At 67.0% G+C, this 18,985-nt stretch carries 15 protein-coding genes; 10 read left to right on the forward strand and 5 right to left on the reverse strand.

Annotation, left to right across the window (positions count from 1 at the left end; translation table 11 throughout):
* Positions 1 to 58 precede the first annotated feature (58 nt).
* The 3 genes from BLR41_RS08200 to BLR41_RS08210 all read right to left on the reverse strand — a co-directional run bounded on the left by BLR41_RS08200 (position 59) and on the right by BLR41_RS08210 (position 2,505).
* Complete coding sequence (locus tag BLR41_RS08200; protein WP_092627394.1) at positions 59 to 706, reverse strand: vitamin K epoxide reductase family protein; 648 nt, start codon at positions 704 to 706, stop codon at positions 59 to 61.
* The gene (locus BLR41_RS08205) at positions 703 to 1,437 is read right to left on the reverse strand and encodes a DsbA family protein (protein ID WP_092627395.1); all 735 of its coding nucleotides are present in this window, start codon (positions 1,435 to 1,437) and stop codon (positions 703 to 705) included. The genes BLR41_RS08200 and BLR41_RS08205 overlap by 4 nt, the downstream gene beginning before the upstream one ends.
* Positions 1,438 to 1,818: 381 nt before the next feature.
* Entirely contained in the window at positions 1,819 to 2,505 is a 687-nt protein-coding gene (locus tag BLR41_RS08210; protein WP_092627396.1) for a GntR family transcriptional regulator, read from the reverse strand.
* Positions 2,506 to 2,782: 277 nt separating this feature from the next.
* Here BLR41_RS08210 and BLR41_RS08215 point away from each other — a divergent pair, with 277 nt between their 5' ends.
* The 10 genes from BLR41_RS08215 (at position 2,783) to BLR41_RS08260 (ending at position 16,324) form a co-directional block, all read left to right on the forward strand.
* Entirely contained in the window at positions 2,783 to 4,027 is a 1,245-nt protein-coding gene (locus tag BLR41_RS08215; RefSeq protein WP_092627397.1) for a PucR family transcriptional regulator, read from the forward strand.
* 304 nt (positions 4,028 to 4,331) lie between these two features.
* Positions 4,332 to 5,792: a dihydrolipoyl dehydrogenase gene (gene lpdA, locus BLR41_RS08220; RefSeq protein WP_092627398.1), complete on the forward strand. Its 1,461-nt coding sequence runs from the start codon at positions 4,332 to 4,334 to the stop codon at positions 5,790 to 5,792.
* A 149-nt stretch (positions 5,793 to 5,941) separates the two neighbouring features.
* A complete protein-coding gene (gene pdhA, locus BLR41_RS08225) occupies positions 5,942 to 7,063 on the forward strand; it encodes a pyruvate dehydrogenase (acetyl-transferring) E1 component subunit alpha (RefSeq protein WP_092627399.1) in 1,122 nt (373 codons plus the stop codon).
* A gap of 140 nt (positions 7,064 to 7,203) precedes the next feature.
* Positions 7,204 to 8,196 (forward strand): alpha-ketoacid dehydrogenase subunit beta, encoded by a 993-nt coding sequence (locus BLR41_RS08230; protein ID WP_092627400.1) that lies wholly within the window; start codon positions 7,204 to 7,206, stop codon positions 8,194 to 8,196.
* Between the two features lie 124 nt (positions 8,197 to 8,320).
* Positions 8,321 to 9,622 carry a pyruvate dehydrogenase complex dihydrolipoamide acetyltransferase gene (locus tag BLR41_RS08235; RefSeq protein ID WP_176797883.1) on the forward strand — a complete coding sequence of 434 codons (1,302 nt, stop codon included), beginning with the start codon at positions 8,321 to 8,323 and terminating at the stop codon, positions 9,620 to 9,622.
* 144 nt (positions 9,623 to 9,766) lie between these two features.
* Positions 9,767 to 10,588 (forward strand): EI24 domain-containing protein, encoded by an 822-nt coding sequence (locus BLR41_RS08240; RefSeq protein WP_218120006.1) that lies wholly within the window; start codon positions 9,767 to 9,769, stop codon positions 10,586 to 10,588.
* A gap of 42 nt (positions 10,589 to 10,630) precedes the next feature.
* Entirely contained in the window at positions 10,631 to 11,335 is a 705-nt protein-coding gene (locus BLR41_RS08245) for a M50 family metallopeptidase (RefSeq protein WP_092627401.1), read from the forward strand.
* A 223-nt stretch (positions 11,336 to 11,558) separates the two neighbouring features.
* Positions 11,559 to 12,368, forward strand: a complete 810-nt coding sequence (locus tag BLR41_RS08250; RefSeq protein ID WP_092627402.1) for an SAM-dependent methyltransferase — start codon at positions 11,559 to 11,561, stop codon at positions 12,366 to 12,368.
* A 135-nt stretch (positions 12,369 to 12,503) separates the two neighbouring features.
* Entirely contained in the window at positions 12,504 to 14,690 is a 2,187-nt protein-coding gene (locus tag BLR41_RS08255) for a putative bifunctional diguanylate cyclase/phosphodiesterase (protein WP_245694001.1), read from the forward strand.
* A gap of 86 nt (positions 14,691 to 14,776) precedes the next feature.
* Positions 14,777 to 16,324, forward strand: a complete 1,548-nt coding sequence (locus BLR41_RS08260; RefSeq protein ID WP_218120007.1) for a glycosyltransferase family 39 protein — start codon at positions 14,777 to 14,779, stop codon at positions 16,322 to 16,324.
* Between the two features lie 129 nt (positions 16,325 to 16,453).
* On the opposite strand, the gene rox is transcribed toward BLR41_RS08260, so the two are convergent.
* Together rox and meaB are read right to left on the reverse strand one after the other, a co-directional pair.
* Positions 16,454 to 17,881, reverse strand: a complete 1,428-nt coding sequence (gene rox / locus BLR41_RS08265; RefSeq protein ID WP_092627403.1) for a rifampin monooxygenase — start codon at positions 17,879 to 17,881, stop codon at positions 16,454 to 16,456.
* Between the two features lie 111 nt (positions 17,882 to 17,992).
* Positions 17,993 to 18,979 carry a methylmalonyl Co-A mutase-associated GTPase MeaB gene (meaB, locus tag BLR41_RS08270; RefSeq protein WP_092627404.1) on the reverse strand — a complete coding sequence of 329 codons (987 nt, stop codon included), beginning with the start codon at positions 18,977 to 18,979 and terminating at the stop codon, positions 17,993 to 17,995.
* Positions 18,980 to 18,985 lie beyond the last annotated feature (6 nt).

The raw sequence follows: 18,985 nt of genomic DNA on the forward strand, positions 1-18,985 counted from the left end.
CCCCACGAGGTGTTCGAGCGATCCGGTGAGTCCGTTCTCGCGGAGAGCCGGCGCGTAGCTACACCAGCGTGCTCCAGTAGCTCCAGAAAGCTTGCAGGATCATCCCGACGATTACCAGGTACCACAGCACCAGTACCACGCTGTGTACCTTGCTCACCGCTGTGACCGCCGGTTTTGTCGGTCCCGCGGGGATGTGACCGTTCCCCAGGTTGTGCAGCGTGGTGTACCAGAAGACGGCTATGGTCACCACCCAGACGACCATGCAATACGGGCACAACGCCTGGATCTCGTACAGGCTCTGCCAGATCAGCCAGTGCACGAAGGCCACGCCGAAGATCGTGCCGAGCTGCATTCCGATCCGGTACCAGCGCGGTGGGCGGAAGCCGGCCAGCATGACGACACCGGTGGTGGTCACGATCGCGAACGCGGCTACCCCGATCAACGGATTGGGGAAGCCGAACGCCTTCGCCTGATCGCTTTCCATGACCGAGCCACAGGAAACGATCGGATTGATGCTGCAGCTGGTCACGTAGTTCGGATTGATCAGGCTGAGATACTCCTCGACGCTGAGTGCGAAGGCGGCGAGGAACCCGAGGCCGCCTCCGATCAGGTAGAGCCAGCTCAGCCCCCTGTCGAACGGTGTCCGGTCGGGTTGGGGCGGGACGGAGGAGTCGTCGTGTGTGTTCGGTTCGGCGGTCGCGGTCACTTGGCCAACGCTCCGTCGAGCTTGTCACGCAGGTGCTGCAGCGGTGTTCCTCCCTGGGAGAACTGGACCTTCTCGCCGTTCAGGAAGAACGTCGGTGTGCTGGTCACCCCGGCTTTCTGGCCGTCGGCGAGACCCTGGTCGACACGCTGCTGGACCTTGTCGGAGTTCATGTCCTCGCGGAACTGCTCGGTGTCCAGGCCGATCTGCTCGGCGAACTTCGTGAACTGCTGCTGTGCGCGCTGCTCGTCACTGCTGACACCGCCGCCGTCCGCGGGTGTGGCCCAGGAGGAGTAGTTGTCGAACAACTTGTGGTACATCGGCTGGAACTTGTCCTGCATGGCGGCCGCTTCGGCCGCCTTCGCGGCGGGCACCGCCAGTGGGTGCATGTCCAGCGGGTTGTTCCGAACCACGAAATTGATCTTGCCCTCGTACTCCTTCTCCAGCTCGCTGGTGACGTTCTGGTAGAAGTTGTGGCAGGCGGGGCACTGGTAGTCCACGAACTCGACCAGCGTGGGAGCGCCCTGTCCCGCTTCGACGACCTGGTGGCTGCCCTGGGGGTGCAGTACGGAGGCGGCGACCTTGTTCGAGGACGCCCCGTCGGTCTGGTTGCCCCCTCCGAAGATCATCACTCCACCGATGACTGCTACCGCGACGACCAGCACGATCGCGGTCAGGATGATATTGGTCGAAGCCCCGCTGCGCTTCGCCATCGGATTGGTTGTCTTGGGCATCGGCCTGCTACACCTTCGACGGTCGGTTTCCGCGCGAGCGTACTCGCGCACGGACGTTGGTTGAGTTTCCCCTACTCACACGATCGTGGAATGCACCGGGGTGCGTGATATCACCCCTGTGTTCGGGAAACCGTGCGCTGGCAGGTATTCGCCACCATCATGCCTGTATTGTCACTCTGACGGTGGTGAAGTATGGGTGAATTGCCCTACGCTCCGTGGTTTACGCCGCCTTGCTCCCCGCGGTGCAGGCGATGAATCGGTGCGCGGCGCCGCCCAGGGTGACCGTGACCCCGGTGCGGGACGCGCACTCCCGCCCGTCGGGTACCTGGAACTCCGCGCGCCGCGGACGCGCCCCTCGCCGGTTCGGTCACGGCCGCGCGGTCACTGTCGGTCCGGCCAGGCATTCCGGGCGTCGAGGTGCTCTATCAGCAGGCGTCCGAGCGTGCGGAGGTGCTCCCGCGTCGTTTCCTCGGCGGCTGTTGGCTCGCCGTTCTCCAGCGCCCGCAACACCGCGTCGTGGTCCCGGACACATGCCCGTGGCCATCCGGCGGCCGCAAGGGACTGTTCCCGTGGCGCGTAGCGACTCGCCAGTTCGAAGAACCACGCGAGCTTGCGCGCCCCGGAAGCCTTGCCGAGTTCCCGGTGGAACCGGATGAGCAACTCGGTGGCCGTGGCGCCGTCGCCGAGCTCGTGGACCCGGGCCAGCTCGCGCTGCAGTTCTCGCAGCTCCCGCAGCCGCTCCCCGGTGATCCGGCTGGCACAGCGTCCGGCGAGTCCGCCCGCGAGCAGAGCGCGCAACTCGAAGATGTCCTCGAGATCCTGCCTGCTCGGTGGTGCCACCGCGAATCCCTGGCGCGGTTCCAGCTCCACGAAGCCTTCCGCGGAGAGGGCTATCAGCGCCTCGCGGACCGGGGTCACGCTTATCCCCAGGTCCTCGGCGAGCTGGTCCAGCCGCAGGTACTCCCCCTCCGGAACCTGACCGGTGATGATCTGCTCACGGATGTGTACCGCGACCTCCTCAGGCAGTTGGGGTCTGCGCCCGTGTGGTGGTGATCCGGATGCGGCCATCGAACTCCCGATCGTCGCGCGGGTGTGGCATCGATTGCGGTTGCCCGTGCCACCGGGACTCGGCCCGAACAGGGGGCGGACCGAATTGTCGGGGAATGTGGCGTTGCGCGCATCGTGTGACGGCCGCGAACGGCCCCGTGCCGCCGTGGTGCAAGCAGCCGGGGGCCGTTCCGGCGGGCAACAAAGCTGTGCGCTGCTGAATTCCGGCCGAAACCCTTTCGCTGTCCTTGTGGGGCCAGCTCGTGGTCGCCATTACGGCGTATCGTCTGGAAGCGTGGTGGCTGATCCCTTCACAGGTGGCGTCCACGGGGAACTGACCCACAATCTCCCCGAGGGACGCGCTGAGCAGATTACGCGTTCGCTGGCCGAGAAACGCCTCGACGACGTTCCCGGGCTCGCGCAACGGCTCATGGACGCGATATTCACTGACAATCCGGAATGGACCGATTACCGTCCGGTTCCCCGGGAGGACCTGTGGGAGGGGTGCGCCAACTATCTGGCCCGAGCGCTGCACGTGCTGAGCGGACGTGTGCCCCGCAGCGAGGACGACTCGGTGGCCTCGGCCATCGGCAGGCGACGGGCCGAACAGGGGGTCCCGCTCGAGGTGATGCTGCGGACCTTTCGGATCGGCGGTCGGATTCTCTGGGAGGCACTGGTCGAACAGGCCCACACCGACAAGGTCGATCCGGACGCCGTTCTCGGCGGGGCCACCACGATGTGGACCGTGATCGACGCGCTCTCCTCGGCGCTGTCCACCTCCTACCGCAACACCGAACTGGAGCAGCTGCGCAACGACGACCAACGAAGGCACGCCCTGGTGGAGGACCTGCTCAGCGGGCGGGCACGCGACACCGCCTTCGCGCAGCGAACCGCCAAGGAACTCGACCTGCCCACCTCCGGCCCCTACGTCGTGGTGGTGGCCGAGATGATTTCCGACGGCAGTTTCGCGCTGCGCGGTCAGCAGGCCGCGCTCGCCGCGTTGCACATCCGCTCCGTCTGGCAGGTCCGGGCGGACACCCTGGTGGGGCTGATCGCGCTGGAACAGCACGACGAGTCGAGCGCGCTGGCGGCCCTGCGGCAGCTCGTCAGGGGGCGAGCCGCGGCTTCTCCGCTGGTCATCGGCCTCGCAGAGACGGGCATGGCTCACGAACTCGCCCTCACGGCGCTGGGAACGTCACAACGCGGGGCCGTCGAACTCGTCTCGCTGCAGCAACGCTATCCGGAAGCTCTGCTCGTCCAGTCGCCCGATCTCGCACGGCGGCTGCTCGAGGACCAGTTCGGGGAGATTCTCGCGTTGCAGCCCAAGGAGCGGGACATGCTGTTGGAGACCCTGGCCGCATGGCTGGAGGAGAACTGCTCCACGGCCAATGCCGCCGTTCGTCTGCACTGCCACCGCAACACGGTGTTGAACCGGTTGCACCGGATCACGACGCTCATCGGCAGGCCGCTGCACGGTCGTGACTCGTACGTGGCCCTGTCGCTGGCGCTGTCCGCACTGCGGATGGGTGGCAACGACCGCTGACGGAACAGGCGCGGCGGTTGTCGTCAACCGATGTCGCGAACAAATTGCCGCGTTTTTTACGTCTCGTTCGGCATCGTTCGTTTTCTGTTCGTGACCTCGCTCGCACAACGGCCAAATTTTCACTATACGTGTTCAATTGTGTTTCAAATGTCACTGAATAGTGGGGCAGATGTGCGAGTTGCACAGTGACTGAGGGTCAACTCTGGGCGTAGCGGCATGGCGCCGTCGTGGTCCCGGTCACGACACTCGAGATGCGACAGTTCGAGGCTTCTCGGTGGGTGCACGAGCAAAAAAGCACAGCGAAGTGCAGGAATTCGACCTCCTGGTGGTGGGCGGCGGCCCCGGTGGCTACGTCGCGGCGATCCGTGCGGCGCAGCGCGGTCTGTCGGTCGGCCTGGTGGAGAAGGAGAAAGCGGGCGGTGTGTGCCTGAACTGGGGCTGCATCCCGACGAAGGCGATGCTGCGCTCCGCCGAGGTCTACGAGACGGTGCTGCATTCCGCCGATTTCGGAGTGCACGCCGAGAACGTGACGCTGGACTTCCCGGCGGTGGCACGTCGTAAGGACGGGGTCGTCAAGAACCTCACCGACGGGGTGGCCGGGCTGCTCAAGGCCAACGGTGTGACCGTCATCGACGGCCACGCGCGGTTCACCGGCTCCAACACCGTGGATGTTCATCCCAACGGGGATTCCCCGCTCGGCGAAGGCGGCCCGCGTTACGCGGCCGAACCCGCGGGTGGCCAGGCCGTGGAACGCGTGACCGGTCGCGACGTACTCATCGCGACCGGCTCGGTGCCCGCGCGGTTGCCCGTTCCGGGCTCCGAGCTTCCGGGAGTGATCACTTCCGACGGGGCCTTCGGGCTGGAGGAGGTCCCCAAGCGCATCGCCGTGGTCGGCGGAAGTGCCGTGGGTGCTGAGTGGGCGAGCATGTTCGCCACCTTCGGCAGCGAGGTCACCGTGGTGGAGATGGCTCCCAGCCTGGTTCCGATCGAGGACGCCGAGGTCGGCAAGGCGCTCGGGCGTTCCATGAAGAAGAGCGGGATACGGGTCCTCACCGAATCCACGGTCTCTTCCATCGAACAGGCCGACGGACACCTGCGGGTGCACGTGGACGGTTCCGACACGCAACAGCTCGACGTCGACGTGGTCCTCATGGGAGTGGGGCGCAAGCCCAACACCGCCTCGCTCGGGCTCGACGCCGCCGGCGTGGCCACCGACGAACGTGGCTTCGTGGCGGTCGACGACAAACTGCGTACCAATGTCGAGCACGTCTACGCGATCGGGGACGTCACCGGCAAGGCACTGCTGGCGCACGTCGCCTCGCACCAGGGCGTGGTCGCCGTCGACACCATCGCGGGGCACGAGGCCCACATCGACTACGGCGTCGTTCCGGCCGCTACGTTCACCCACCCGGAGATCGCCAGCGTCGGTCTCACCGAAGCCGGCGCAACGGAACGCGGCCACGACGTCGTCACGAGCCGCTTCCCCTTCGCGGCCCTGGGCAGGTCCAAGACCACCGGGGACGAGGAAGGATTCATGAAGATCGTGGCGGGCAGTAAGCACGGCGAGATCCTCGGTGTACACGTCATAGGCCCGTCCGCGAGTGATCTGATCACCGAGGGAACGCTGGCCATCAGTCTCGAAGCCACCCTCGACGAGCTGGCCGACACGATCCACGCTCACCCGACGCTGGGCGAGATCGGAATGGAATCCGCCATGTCGGCACTGGGGTTGCCCCTGCACACCGCGCCGCCGCGCCGGCGCTGAACCGCGGCGCTCTCGGAAGCGGTCCCGTCCCGGACGACTGGGACGCGACCTTCGATCAGGACATCGGCGTCCGACCGTCATCGCCACGAACCGCGTTGTTCGGCCCGAAGTGGCGCCGCAACACACCCACTCGAAAAAGGGGATCTCTCATGGCGGAGACCGCTACCCGCAGCAAGTCGGCAACCTCCGGCTCGAAGGGCCGTCGGAGCGGAACTCGTTCCGGTGGCAACCGGGTGCAGCAGCGTCAGGAGAACACCGCGCTGGCATCCGAGTCCCCGGAGGCGCTGCGGGACTACTTCCGGCAGATGAGCCTCGTCCGGCGTTTCGAGGAACGCGCGGCGCAGGGCTACACCCAGGCCAAGATCGGTGGCTACTGTCACCTCAACCTGGGGGAGGAGGCCACCGTGGTCGGGCTGATGAGCGCGCTGCGCCGGTCCGACTACCTGTTCACCAACTACCGCGAGCACGGTTACGCCCTCGCCAAGGGGATCGAACCGGGCAAGGTGATGGCCGAGCTCTACGGCCGCACCACCGGCACCTCCAAGGGGCTGGGCGGCTCCATGCACATGTTCGACACCGAGGTCGGGTTGCTCGGTGGTTACGGGATCGTCGGTGGCCAGATCCCGTTGGCCACCGGAGCCGCCCTCGCCATCGACTACCGTGGTGGCGACGAGGTCGTGCTCTGCCAGATGGGTGATGGCACCACCAATATCGGCGCGTTCCACGAGTCGATGAACATCGCCGCGCTGTGGAACCTGCCCGTGGTCTTCGTGGTGGTCAACAACTATCTCGGCATGGGAACCACGGTGGACATGTCCTCCGCGGAGTCCGAGCTGTACAAGCGGGCGGTCGCCTACCGGATGCACGGGGAACGCGTCGACGGCAACGACGTGGTGGCCGTGCGGGAAGCCGCGGGGCGACTGGTCGAGCACGCCAGGAAAACCGGGCAGCCCGCGATGCTGGAGGCGGTCAGCCACCGGATGAAGGGCCATTCGGTGGTCGACCCCGCCAAGTACCGCAGTCCCGAGGACGCCGAGGCGGCGCGCGAGGCCGATCCGGTCGCCGCGTTCCGCTCGCAGCTGATCTCGGCGGGTGTGCTCGACGAGGACGGTGCCGCCGAGATCGAGCGCACCGTACAGGCCGATGTCGACGCGGCCGTCGCCTTCGCCGACGACAGCCCGCACCCCGACCCGGCCACCCTGTTCGACTACACCTACGCCACCCCGGTCGCCAACGACTCTCGGAGGCTGCCTGCCGATCCCGTCTTCTGACGGGAACCGCTCCCGACTCCCGCGACCGAACTCGCCGTTGACGAGCATCGCGGGAGGGATCCGTCGAACCACACCCCGCCACGAGGCGCCGGGGCCGCGCTCGCGGCCCCACGGCGCGACCACGTCCAGGAGATACACCGTTGGCCGTCATCACTTACCGGCAAGCGCTGCACGACACGCTGCGCGAGGAAATGCTCTCCGATGAGAACGTATTTCTGATCGGAGAAGAGATCGGAGTCTTCGAGGGCTCCTACAAGATCACCGCGGGACTGCTCGAGGAGTTCGGCGAGAAGCGGGTACGCGACACTCCGATCGCGGAGGAGGGCTTTGTCGGAGCCGCGGTGGGAGCCGCGATGCTGGGCCTGCGTCCGGTCGTGGAGCTGATGACGATCAACTTCTCGCTGCTGGCGCTCGACCAGATCGTCAACCACGCCGCGAAGATCTACGGCATGTTCGGGGGCCAGTCCAACGCCCCGATGGTGCTGCGCACCCCGGGCGGTGGTGGCCAGCAGCTGGGCGCGACGCATTCGCAGAACATCGAGCTGTACTACGCGTTCGTCCCCGGACTGAAGGTCGTCGCACCGAGTACTCCGGCGGACGCCAGGGCACTGCTGAAGGCTTCGTTGGCCGACAACGACCCGGTGTTGTTCCTGGAGAACCTCGCGCTCTACAACACCAAGGGCGAGGTACCCGACGAGCTGCCGCCTGCGGAGATCGGCAAGGCCGGCGTTACCCGCCCAGGCAGCGACATCACCATCATCGGCTACTCGCGCATGGCAACCGTGGCCACCCAGGTCGCCGACCAGCTGGGTGAGGAGGGGATCTCGGCCGAGGTGATCGACCTGCGCAGCCTGCGTCCGCTGGATCGGGAGACGCTGGTGGATTCCGTCCGCAAGACCGGGTGCGCCGTGATCGCCGAGGACGACTGGTTGACCTACGGCATCGGTGCCGAGATCGCGGCCTCCATCTCCGACGGGGCCTTCGACTACCTCGATGCCCCGGTGCGTCGTGTCGCCGCGGCCGAGGTTCCGCTGCCCTACGCCAAGCCCCTGGAGCGGGCGGCGCTGCCCTCCGCCGAGTCGCTCCACACGGCGGTACGGCAGACGCTCGACGCCGTCGGACATCGTCGCTGACACATTCCGCAGCAAGGCGCAGGCTCACCGCGTCGGCCCGGTGGACCGGGCCCCCGGGCGACGACCGCGTTCGGTTCGGACCGAGCCACGGGGTGAGCCGGACCACCAGGATCCGAGGAAGACCATGACCGAGATTCACATGCCGCGCCTGTCCGACACCATGGAGGAAGGCGTTATCTCCACCTGGCGCAAGCAGGTGGGTGACCAGATCAACCGCGGCGACGTCGTGGCCGATATCGAGACGGACAAGGCCGTCATGGAGATGGAGGCCTACGACGACGGGGTGCTGGAGAAGATCCTCATCGGCGCGGGCGAGACCGTTCCGATCGGCGTTCCCATCGGGATCATGGGCGACGGATCGGGCGCCGCCGCTGCCGCCGGTGCTTCCGGGGGCGACTCCGATGGGTCCGCCGCCGGTTCCGCCACCACGGGCTCGAACCCCGAGTCCGATTCCCCCGGCAGTGCCGCTACCGAGCCCGCCGCGCCACGGTCCGCCGGGTCGGCGGAATCCGATGCGGGTCCGCGCGAACGCCCGAAGGCCTCACCGCTCGCCCGAGCCGTCGCGAGGGAGAAGGGCGTCGACCTGTCCACCGTGACCGGCACGGGCCCCGGCGGACGCATCATCCGGGTCGACATCGAGGCCGCCGCCGAGGCGAAGACCGCCACCGAGTCGCCCCAGCAGTCGGCCGCGGAGTCCCACCGGGCCGAGCGCTCGGAGCCCCAACAGCAGAACGAGGATCTCGAAGAGATCCCGTTGAGCAATATCCGCAAGGTCACGGCTCGGCGGCTTACCGAGAGCAAACAGCAGGCACCGCACTTCTACCTGACCAGTGCCGTGGACGTCACCGACCTGGTCTCGTTCCGCTCCGACCTCAACGAACGGCTGCAGGCCTCCGGTGGGCCGAAGGTCAGCGTGAACGACCTGGTGGTCAAGGCCTGTGCCACCGCGCTGCGCGCGAATCCCTCGGTCAATGTCTCGTTCCGGGACGAGAAGCTGTTCCAGCACAAGCGGGTTCATCTCGGGGTCGCGGTGGCGCTGGATTCGGGCCTGGTCGTACCGGTCATCCCCGACGCCGACCGCAAGAGTGTCTCCGAGATCGCTGCCGAGGGCAAGGAGAAGGTCGAACGCGCCAGGGACGGCAAGCTCAAGCCCGACGAGATGTCCGGAAGCACCTTCAGCGTGTCCAACCTGGGCATGTTCGGTATCGAGGAGTTCTCGGCGGTCATCAATCCACCCGAGGCGGCCATCCTCGCCGTGGGCGCGACCCGCGAGGAGGTGCAGGTCCGCGACGGGGAGTTCGCGGTGCGCAAGATGATGCGCATGACCCTGTCCGCCGATCACCGTGCGGTCGACGGTGCCGTGGGGGCCGTGTTCATGCAGCAGCTCACCTCGCTGCTGCAGGATCCCATCCGGATCATCGCCTGATACCTGGTTGTCCGCCGATCATCGGCACGATCGGCGGACAACCCGCTCGCGGGTGCTGCCGGAGCTTGGCCGCGAGCGCCGTGGCTGCGCCGAGTAACCGTCGCCACGGCCGAGCGGGTGGCCTCTCATAGGATCGTGGGGACAATGCTTCCCACCACGAGGCTCACCCTGATGAACCACATGTCCGCCGGCGCCCGTGATCTCGGAACCGGATTCACCAGCATCGTGCGTTCGCCGCGGATGTTGTTGTTGGGCGGAGTGCCCCCGCTGCTGAGCAGTTTGCTGCTGCTGGCCGGAATCGTAGTGCTCGCCTTCTACAGCGGTGATCTCGCGGAGTGGTTGACCCCCTTCGCCGACGGCTGGTCGGAATGGTGGCGTCGTTCGTTCCGGGGACTGCTGGCCCTCGCGCTGCTCGCCGGAGCGGTGCTGCTCGGTTCGGTGTCGTTCATAGCACTGACCCTGTTGCTCGGGGGGCCGTTCTACGACCACCTCGCCGAGCGCACCGAACGGGAGCGCGGCCTCGGCGGCGGTGAGGACCCCGGCTGGTTACGCCTGCTCTCGCGGGGACTGGCCGACGCGTTACGACTGGTGCTCATCGGCGTGCTCGGCACCATGCTGCTGTTCCCGCTCGGCTTCGTGCCGGTACTGGGGCAGACGGTGGTGCCGGTGCTCGGTGTGCTCTTCGGCGGTTGGTTGATCGCGCTCGAACTGACCGGGCCGGTGTTCCAGCGGCTCGGCATGACGGTCGGCACCCGACATCGGATACTGTGGCGTCATCGACGCACGGTGCTCGGATTCGCGTTGCCCGCATACCTGCTCTGCCTGGTACCGGTGGCTCAGCTCGTGGTGATTCCCTCCGCCGTCGTCGGAGGTACCCTGCTGGCGCATCGAGTGCTGGGTACCCGCTGGTCGGGCGAGTCAACGGCGGACGGAAACCGAACCAACGGTACGGGGACGGTCCACTGATGTCGGCACCGTAGATGAGTCCCCGTCGCAGAAGGATCCACTTTGGAAGACGTCGTTCGGTTGCTGCCCGACTTCTCCGGGACACTGCCGGCTTCGGTGGTCGCCCTGCTCGCCCTGGTGCTGGTCACCTACCGGGCGAGTTGGACAGTACTGCGCAACGTGGTCACCATCGCTCACGAAGGTGGTCACGCGGTCGTGGCACTGCTCAGCGGGCGCAGGCTCAACGGCATCAGACTGCACTCGGACACCTCGGGTCTGACCGTCTCCACCGGGCCGGCTCACGGTCCGGGGATGGTCCTTACGCTGTTCGCGGGATACCCGGCGGTCTCGTTGCTGGGGCTGGTGGCGGCGTGGTTGGTTTCGGCGGATCGGGTCTCGCTGCTGCTTCGCGCCGCTGTGGTGGCGCTGGCGTTGCTGCTGGTCGCGCTGCGCAATCTCTACGGTGTGCTCTCGGTGCTGCTGACCGGCACCGCGTTGTTCGCGGTTTCCTGGTGGGCCGGTCCCGGTGTGCAACTGCTGTTCGCCCAGTTGTTGGGATGGTTCCTGCTGTTGGGAGGCATCCGCCCCCTGTTCGAGTTGTCCGGCAAGCGTCGCCGGGGAGGGGCGGGCAATTCCGATGCGGATCAGCTGGCGCGCCTGACGGCGGCGCCCGCGATGCTCTGGTTGTCGCTGTGGTTGTTGATCGCTTTCGGAGCGCTGGCAGTGGGAGCGAACTGGCTGTTGACGGACCTGATTCCGTTTTGGTGATCTTCCCGCTTCCGGTGGTCCAGTGGGGCCCGATCGGGGGAGTATCCTCCGCGCGGCGATGTTCTGCTCGTGGTGAGAGGACCGTCCCTGCTCCGCGAACCCGGTGAGCGGGCCGGACGACGGTGGCAACCGTCGGTTGTCCCGACGTGTCGGTACGAGGTCAGCGGTGTCCGGAGCGCCCAGTAATCTCGTGGGTACGCGAACGAACCGGCAAGGGGGCTCGGTGACGGAACAGACGGATTGGTTGCCGCGTGGTGTGGACGAGGAGGTTCCCAGCGCGGCGCGGATATACGACTATCTGCTGGGTGGTGCCCACAATTTCGCCGCCGATCGCAGACTGGGCGAGAAGTTCCTGGCCGCATTACCGAGTGCCCGACACGTCGCCCGTCTCAACCGTGCTTTCCTGCGACGTGCGGTGCTGACTCTCGAAGGTGCCGGCATCAGGCAGTTCCTCGACATCGGATCGGGCATTCCCACCGTCGGGAACGTGCACGAGATCGCGCGGGACGTGGATGAGGACTCCAGGGTCGTCTACGTGGACAACGAGCCCCTCGCGGTCGCCCACAGCGAGTTGTTGCTGCGTGACGATCCGAACGCGACGATGTTGCAGGCCGACCTCCTCGATCCGGAGGGCGTATTCGGTCATCCTCGAACCACGGGCCTGCTGGATCTGTCCCGACCCATCGGGTTGCTGATGGTCGGTGTGCTGCACTTCGCCACCCCCGAGAACGATCCGGCCGATGTCGTGCGTCGTTACCGTGAAGCGCTGCCCTCGGGCAGCTACCTGGCGCTCTCGCATTTCACCGCCGATGTCAGGCCCCGGGAGATGTTCGAGGTCGCCGAGGTGATGCGGCAGAGCGCCGACCCGATCCATCCGCGCTCCCACGCCGAGATCACCGAACTGTTCGACGGTTTCGAACTGCTCGACCCCGGGGTGGTGGGTACGGCGCTGTGGCGTCCGGACGACGAGGGCCTGCACGCCGAGACTCCGGGCGCGGAGCAGATCTACGCCGGAGTTGGTTACAAAGCGTGATTTCTGTGGTTTACGTCGCGTAATTGTTCTTTCCGAGGAGTGAGGCATGTTGCCCAACCGGACTGCCGAGATACACACCGTTGCGATAATCTGCTTTCTCTCGGAAGTAAATACCCTGAACGTGGGATTGATGAGATGAGCCACGCGAGTTCGGACAGGGAGCTCCCGATCGACGATGGGGCAGGCCAGGACGAAGGGGTGGCCACCTGGGAGAGTGGACGATGGTGCGCCGAGCTCGCCACTCAGTGGGCCCGATGGCTGAGCCACACCGCCTACATACCGATGGCTCGCGGTTCGCTGGAATCCGAACTCCGCGAACTGAGCGAGCAGATCCTCGAAGGACTTCGGCAGCCGGAGCGGATCGAGACGACCGGTCACTCGGTGGGCAACCGGCTGGTCAGGCTGCACGCGACCGGGGAGGACAGCCTCAGCCGCAGTCTGGAACTACTGTGCCGCACCCTGTTGCCCGAACCCTCGAACGAATCCGCGCGGCGAGTGCTGACCCTGCTGGCCTCCGTCGCCTCCGGCTACGCCGAGGCCGATCGGGGGAGCGCTATCGCGCAGCAGGAAACCCTCCAGCGCGCACTGCTGTTGTCCAAACTGGATACCGAGCGCAAGCTGCGCGTCAGCGAGGACCGCTTCCGGGAGGTCTTCGACACCACTCCGATAGGTATGGGCCTGTGTGACCTCGACGGTACGTTCCGGGAGGTAAACCCGGCGCTGGAGCGAACTCTCGGCTACAGCGCACCGGAGCTGGTCTCCACCGCCGTCACCGAACTGTTCGACCCCGCGGAAGCGGAGATCGTCTCGACCAATTACGCCGAGCTGTTGCGAGGCAGGCGCGACGGGCTGCGGGAACGCCGCAATCTGGTGCGATCCGACGGCACGAAGGCTTGGACCTACATCGCTGTCTCGGTGCTACGTGACGCGGACGGCGAGGCCTACCGGATCGTGCTGATGGTCGAGGATCTGCGCGAACTCAACGACCTGCAGGAACAGCTCTACTTCCAGACACTGCACGACCCGATCACCGGACTGGCGAACCGCCAGCAGTTCCGGACGAGGCTGGAAGGAGCCCTCGGCTCCTTCGCACCCGACGAGCGGCTCACGCTCTACCAGCTACGGCTCGACGGTTTCGGGCTCATCAACAACGGACTCGGTTACGAGGTCGGCGACAGCATCGTGCAGTCGGTCGCCAACCGGCTCTCCGGACTCGTCCGGAACGAGGACGGGCTGGTAGCCCGGATCGGTGGAACCGAGTTCGCGGTGCTGCTCCGGCAGGGGCCCCACACTCCGGGGATCGCCGAGTTCGCCGAGCTGATCAACACCGAACTCGACGAGCCGATCTACATCAACGGCAACGGGCTGGCGCCCACGGCCAGCATCGGTGTCGTACAGCGTTCGGTCGGCGATGCCGAGCCCACCGACATGTTGTGGGCAGCGGAAGTGGCGCTGCGCAGTGCGGAGAAGGCCGGAAAACGACAGTGGGCCGTGTTCGATCCGCACCGGGCTCCCGTCGAACTGACCGATGCCAAACTGGCCGCAGTCATGCCCGGCGCTCTGGAGTTGGGGGAGTTCGAGGTCGGTTACCGGCCGCTGGTTTCGCTGACCGACGGAGAGATCGTGGCAGTCGAGGCACGACTGGCGTGGCAGCCACAGGACCACGAACGGTTGGAGCACGACGCGTGCCTCCGGCTGGCCGAGCGTTCCGGTATCACCCTCGCCCTGCGCGACTGGGCGCTGCGCACCGCATGGCGACAGCTGTCCGAGTGGCACGCGGCCGGATTCGATCACCAGCTCGTGGTGGGACTCAGCCCTAACCAGTCGCGCGATCCTGATCTGGTGTCCTGCGTGCGGCGCGTCATCGAGGAGGAATCACCGGATCCGAGCCGGTTGCTGCTGTGCATGTCGATGACGGCGCTGATGGGAACCGGCGGGGAAGCCGCCGACAACGTCGCGACTTTGGCGGACATGGGGGTGCGTACCGCGGCCCACGAGTTCCGCGCCGCTCCCGCAGAACTGCGTTTCCTGCGGAAATTCCCCACCCATACCGTACTGCTGGCACCCGACCTCGTCCGACTCGTCGAGGAGGACGAGACCTTCGAGTCCCCGGAGCTCAAGGCGCTCGGCGGTACGATCCCACTGGTGCGTTCCTGCGGTATCCCGTTGGCGGTGCCGGAAGTGCGTACGGCGGGAGCGGCCCGGTTGTGGCGGGAGCAGGGCTGTGACATCGGCTCCGGCCCGTTCTGCTCCGAGGCACTGTCGGCGGCGGAGATGACGGAGTTGCTACGGACACGGGCTCCCGCACCGGACGCCTCGTAGTCGAGGTCTCCGCTCGGAGCGGGTGTGAATCGAGGTTCCCTCGCGCCGGCTGGTTACACGGTTTCCCGGTACGGAGAGGAAAAGACGTGGAGATCACCGCGTGGGAGGCGGGGAGCGGTCCGTTCCCCGCCCGGCGTCCGTTCGCGCTCGTTCCGGTCGCGGTCGTCACCGTGGTGGCCGTGGCGGTGATGTTCGCCTTCGCCGGGCGGTACGGCTATTTCGGGGACGAACTGTACTTCGTGATCGCCGGTGCGAATCCGGCCTGGGGATACGCCGATCAGCAGCCGCTCGTTCCGTTTCTCGCCGTAACCATGGAGTGGTTGTTCCCCGGGTCGTTGGTCGCGCTGCGCGCCCCCTCGATCCTCGCCTTCGGGCTGGGGGCCGTGGTGGCCGCGCTCGTGGCCCGCGAACTGGGAGGCGACCGTCGTGCGCAGGCATTCACCACGACGGCTTTCGTGCTCTCCTTAGCGTCGATGTACCGCAACCTCAACACCATAGGGCTCGACATCCTGGGCTGGAGCCTGCTGACGTTGTTGCTGCTGCGGTGGTTACGCACCCACCGCGCTGGCGAGCACGACGATCGGTTGCTGCTGTTGTCCGGTGTGGTGGTGGCCCTGAGCGTGCAGGTCAAGATCCATGTCGCCGTGTTCGTGGTGGTTATCCTACTGACGCTGACCGTCCTCGGCCCTCGTGCGATCTTTCGGCGTCCACTGTTGTGGGTGGGTGCGCTGATCGTGGCAGTGGTGACCGTTCCGACTGTGGTGTGGCAGTTCACGCACGGCTGGCCACAGCTGGCCGTGGCCCGTTCCTCCTCGGCCGAGATGACTTCGGTCGGAGGGCGACTGTTCAGCTTCGTCGGCATGCTCGCCCTGCTGGGGCTGGTGTTCGGTGTGGTGCTCGGCGGATACGGCCTGTGGCGATTGTTGCGCGCCGAGGAGACGCGTCCCTACCGGTTCCTGGGATGGAGCGCGGTCGGGGTGATCGCGGTGTTCCTGGCGGTGGGCGGCAAACCGTACTACGTGGCGGGGGTATTCCCGGTGCTGTGGGCGGCGGGCGCGCTGGGGTTTCAGCGTCGCCGCGAGGCCGGGGCGGCCGAGAACCGGCGTAGGTGGGGGTGGTTGGCCTGGCCCGCGCTGGCCGTGTCGGTGGTGGTGACGGTGCAGTCGTTGCCCCTCGCCTCGGTGGAGTCGTTCGCCGAGCGTGACACCGCTCCGGTCGACTTTCGCGGCAGCGAGATCGGGTGGCCGAAGCTGGCCGCCGATGTGGAGGAGATCTACCACGAACTGCCTCGGCGGCAACGCGAGCACACCGTGGTGCTCGGTTCCCACTACTGGACCGCCTCGGCGGTGGAGTTCCACGGGAGGCGAGCCGATCTCCCCGAGGCCTACAGCGGCTCGCGGGGATTCTGGTTCTTCGGGCACCCGCCCGCCGAAACCACCACCGTGATCCACATCGGTGAGATCGCCCCCGGAGCACGTGAGCATTTCGACCGGATTCGACGGGTGGGCACAGTGGACAACGGTCTGGGAGTCGACAACGTGGTGCAGGGGCAGCCGATCCAACTTGCCGACGTCACCGGTGTCGATTGGGAGCGTGCGTGGCCGGAGTTCAGGGACATGACGCTCTCGCTTTGAGTGGGCCCGTTCCCGCTGCGCCACTCGCGAGAAACCGGCGTGGCCGCGCCCCTCCCGCGCCCCGGCGATTCCGCGCGGAATCGCCGGGGCGCCCAGCGGTCCGCGAGGCGGGGCGCATTCACCGGGGGATCAGCCTCCGGCGGCGCCGAACCACTTCGGCAGCTGTTCGAGCAGCTCACCCTGATCGTCACCGGCCCACGCCACGTGCCCGTCCGGCCGCAGCAGCACAGCGGGTACGTCCATTTCCTCGCTGACGTCCACGACATGGTCGACCCGGTTCTGCCAACCCTGTACCGAGAGCAGACCGGTCTGGTCGAGCAGCAGGCCACGACCGTGGTGCATCAGCTCGTAGAGCCGTCCCCGCCCCAGCCCCACGTCCCGCAGTCGCCTGCCGAGCAGTTGGTCCCCCTCGCCGAAGTCGTAGCGGATCCCGGTCGCGATGATCTTCTCGATCAGGTGACGGTTGACCTCTTCGAAGCCCATCAGTTCCGACACCAGCCGCCGTACCGCGCGAGGCCCCGGAGCGGTGGACAGCAGTTCCATCTGCGCACGAGTGTTGTCCAGCACGTCCGCGGCCACGGGGCGGCGCTCGGTTTGATAGCTGTCCAACAGTCCTTCCGGCGCCCAGCCGTTGATCTCGGCCGCGAGTTTCCAGCCGAGGTTGAACGCGTCCTGAATACCGAGGTTCAGTCCCTGCCCACCGGTGGGCGGGTGCACGTGCGCCGCGTCGCCCGCCAGCAGCACCCTGCCGACCCGGTAGTGCTCGGCCAGCCGGGTGGCGTCGCCGAAGCGGGACAGCCAGCGCGGCGAGTGCACGCCGAAGTCGGTGCCCGCGAAGGTCCGCAACCGTTGCTTGAACTCCTCGAGGGTCGGCGGGACCGTGCGGTCCTGGGAGATCCCGGCCGCGGGTACGACAACGCGATACACCCCGTTCTCGAAGGGCCCGAGGCCGAACCGTGGTTGGGTCTCGCGGACTTCCGCGACAGTTGCGGTCACAGTCGCAGCGTCCTCTGTCACCTCCATCTCGCCCAGCAGTGTCTCGGTGCTGGCGGGTTCACCGGGGAAACCGACGCCGAGCAGTTTGCGTACCGTGCTCCGTCCACCGTCGCAGCCGACGAGGTAGCGCGAGCGCAGCCGGGTGCCGTCGGCCAGTTCTGCTGTCACCCCGGTTTCGTCCTGCTCCGCATCTACCAGTTCGTGACCGCGCGCTAGCTCGGCGCCCACCTCGGTGGCGTGCTCTGCGAGCAGGCGGTCGGTGATCGGCTGCGGGATGCCGAGGACGTACGGATGTGCGGTGTCCAACTGTTCTGGTGCAGGCTTGCTGATGCCCGCGAAGAACCCGCCGAGCGGGTACTGCCTGCCGTGCGTCAGGAACCGCCCCAGCAGACCGCGCTGGTCCATCACCTCGACGCTGCGTGCGTGCAGCCCGAGCGCGCGGACCACCGGGCTCGGCTCCGCATCCCGTTCCAGCACGAGCACGCGCAGGCCGTGCAGCCGCAGCTCACCGGCCAGCATCAGACCGGTCGGTCCGCCGCCCACAATGATCACGTCGATCATCGAAATCCCCCGTCTCCGTAGGTTCAGCGGACAAGCCTGCGCCACGACCCGGGCCTTGCCACAAGTCCCCGGGTGCGCTATACGTTGAAAGTGGCGGGGAGAAGACTCCTTTCACCGCTCCCGGAAGGCCCGCAGGATCCGCTCGGCCGCCATCCCCGCGGTCACCTCGCCGTCGCGTACCCGTTGTTCGATTTCCTCGCGGGTCCGCTTCACCCCGGTATCGGCGAGGAGTTCGCTCATCAGTTGGTCCCGAACCAGCTCCCAGGTCCACTCCAACCGCTGTTCGCTGCGCTTCTCCGCCAGCTCACCGGCCTCGGACAGTGCGGCGTGGTGCTCCAGCACCTGTTGCCAGAGCTGGTCCAGCCCGGTCCCGTCGAGTCCGCTGCAGGTGGTGATCCGCGGATTCCACGAGTTGTTCGGCGGGGTCAGCAGCCGCAGCGCCCCCCGCAGTTCGCGGGCGGACTGTCTGGCCTCGTCCTCGTGCGGTCCGTCGGCCTTGTTCACGGCCACGATATCGGCCAGTTCCAGTACGCCACGCTTGATGCCCTGTAGTTGGTCACCGGTTCGCGCGATGGTCAGCAGCAGAAAGCAGTCCACCATCCCCGCCACGGTCACCTCGGACTGTCCGACCCCGACGGTCTCCACCAGGACCACGTCGAAGCCGGCGGCCTCCATGAGCACGATGGTCTCCCTGGTGGCCCTGGCGACACCCCCGAGCGTTCCGGCGCTGGGGGAGGGACGCACGAATGCGGCGGGATCGGCCGCCAGCGCACCCATCCTGGTCTTGTCGCCCAGGATGCTTCCGCCGCTGCGGTTCGAGGAGGGGTCCACTGCCAGTACCGCCACCCGGTGTCCCTCACCGGTGAGTTTGGTTCCCAGCGATTCGATGAAGGTGGACTTCCCGACGCCCGGCACGCCGGTGACCCCGATGCGACGCGCGCCTCCTGAATGGGGCAGCAACTCGGCCAGCAGTCGTTGGGCCTTGTCCCGATGATCCGAACGGGTCGACTCGACCAGGGTGATCGCCCGCGCCAGCGTGGTGCGGGAGCCTGCCAGTACGCCCTCGGCGAGTTTGTCCACGTCGATGGTTCGCGGCATGATCCG

Origin of the sequence: Actinopolyspora mzabensis (assembly GCF_900101095.1) — a bacterium.
Taxonomy (GTDB): Bacteria; Actinomycetota; Actinomycetes; order Mycobacteriales; family Pseudonocardiaceae; genus Actinopolyspora; species Actinopolyspora mzabensis.

What these genes read in the sequence shown, in the direction of transcription:
- rox (WP_092627403.1), bottom strand. Translation starts at nt 17,881, where the DNA reads ATGATCGACGTGATCATTGTGGGCGGCGGACCGACCGGTCTGATGCTG.
- meaB (WP_092627404.1), bottom strand. Translation starts at nt 18,979, where the DNA reads ATGCCGCGAACCATCGACGTGGACAAACTCGCCGAGGGCGTACTGGCA.
- BLR41_RS08255 (WP_245694001.1), top strand. Translation starts at nt 12,504, where the DNA reads ATGAGCCACGCGAGTTCGGACAGGGAGCTCCCGATCGACGATGGGGCA.
- pdhA (WP_092627399.1), top strand. Translation starts at nt 5,942, where the DNA reads ATGGCGGAGACCGCTACCCGCAGCAAGTCGGCAACCTCCGGCTCGAAG.
- BLR41_RS08205 (WP_092627395.1), bottom strand. Translation starts at nt 1,437, where the DNA reads ATGCCCAAGACAACCAATCCGATGGCGAAGCGCAGCGGGGCTTCGACC.
- BLR41_RS08235 (WP_176797883.1), top strand. Translation starts at nt 8,321, where the DNA reads ATGACCGAGATTCACATGCCGCGCCTGTCCGACACCATGGAGGAAGGC.
- BLR41_RS08240 (WP_218120006.1), top strand. Translation starts at nt 9,767, where the DNA reads ATGCTTCCCACCACGAGGCTCACCCTGATGAACCACATGTCCGCCGGC.
- BLR41_RS08210 (WP_092627396.1), bottom strand. Translation starts at nt 2,505, where the DNA reads ATGGCCGCATCCGGATCACCACCACACGGGCGCAGACCCCAACTGCCT.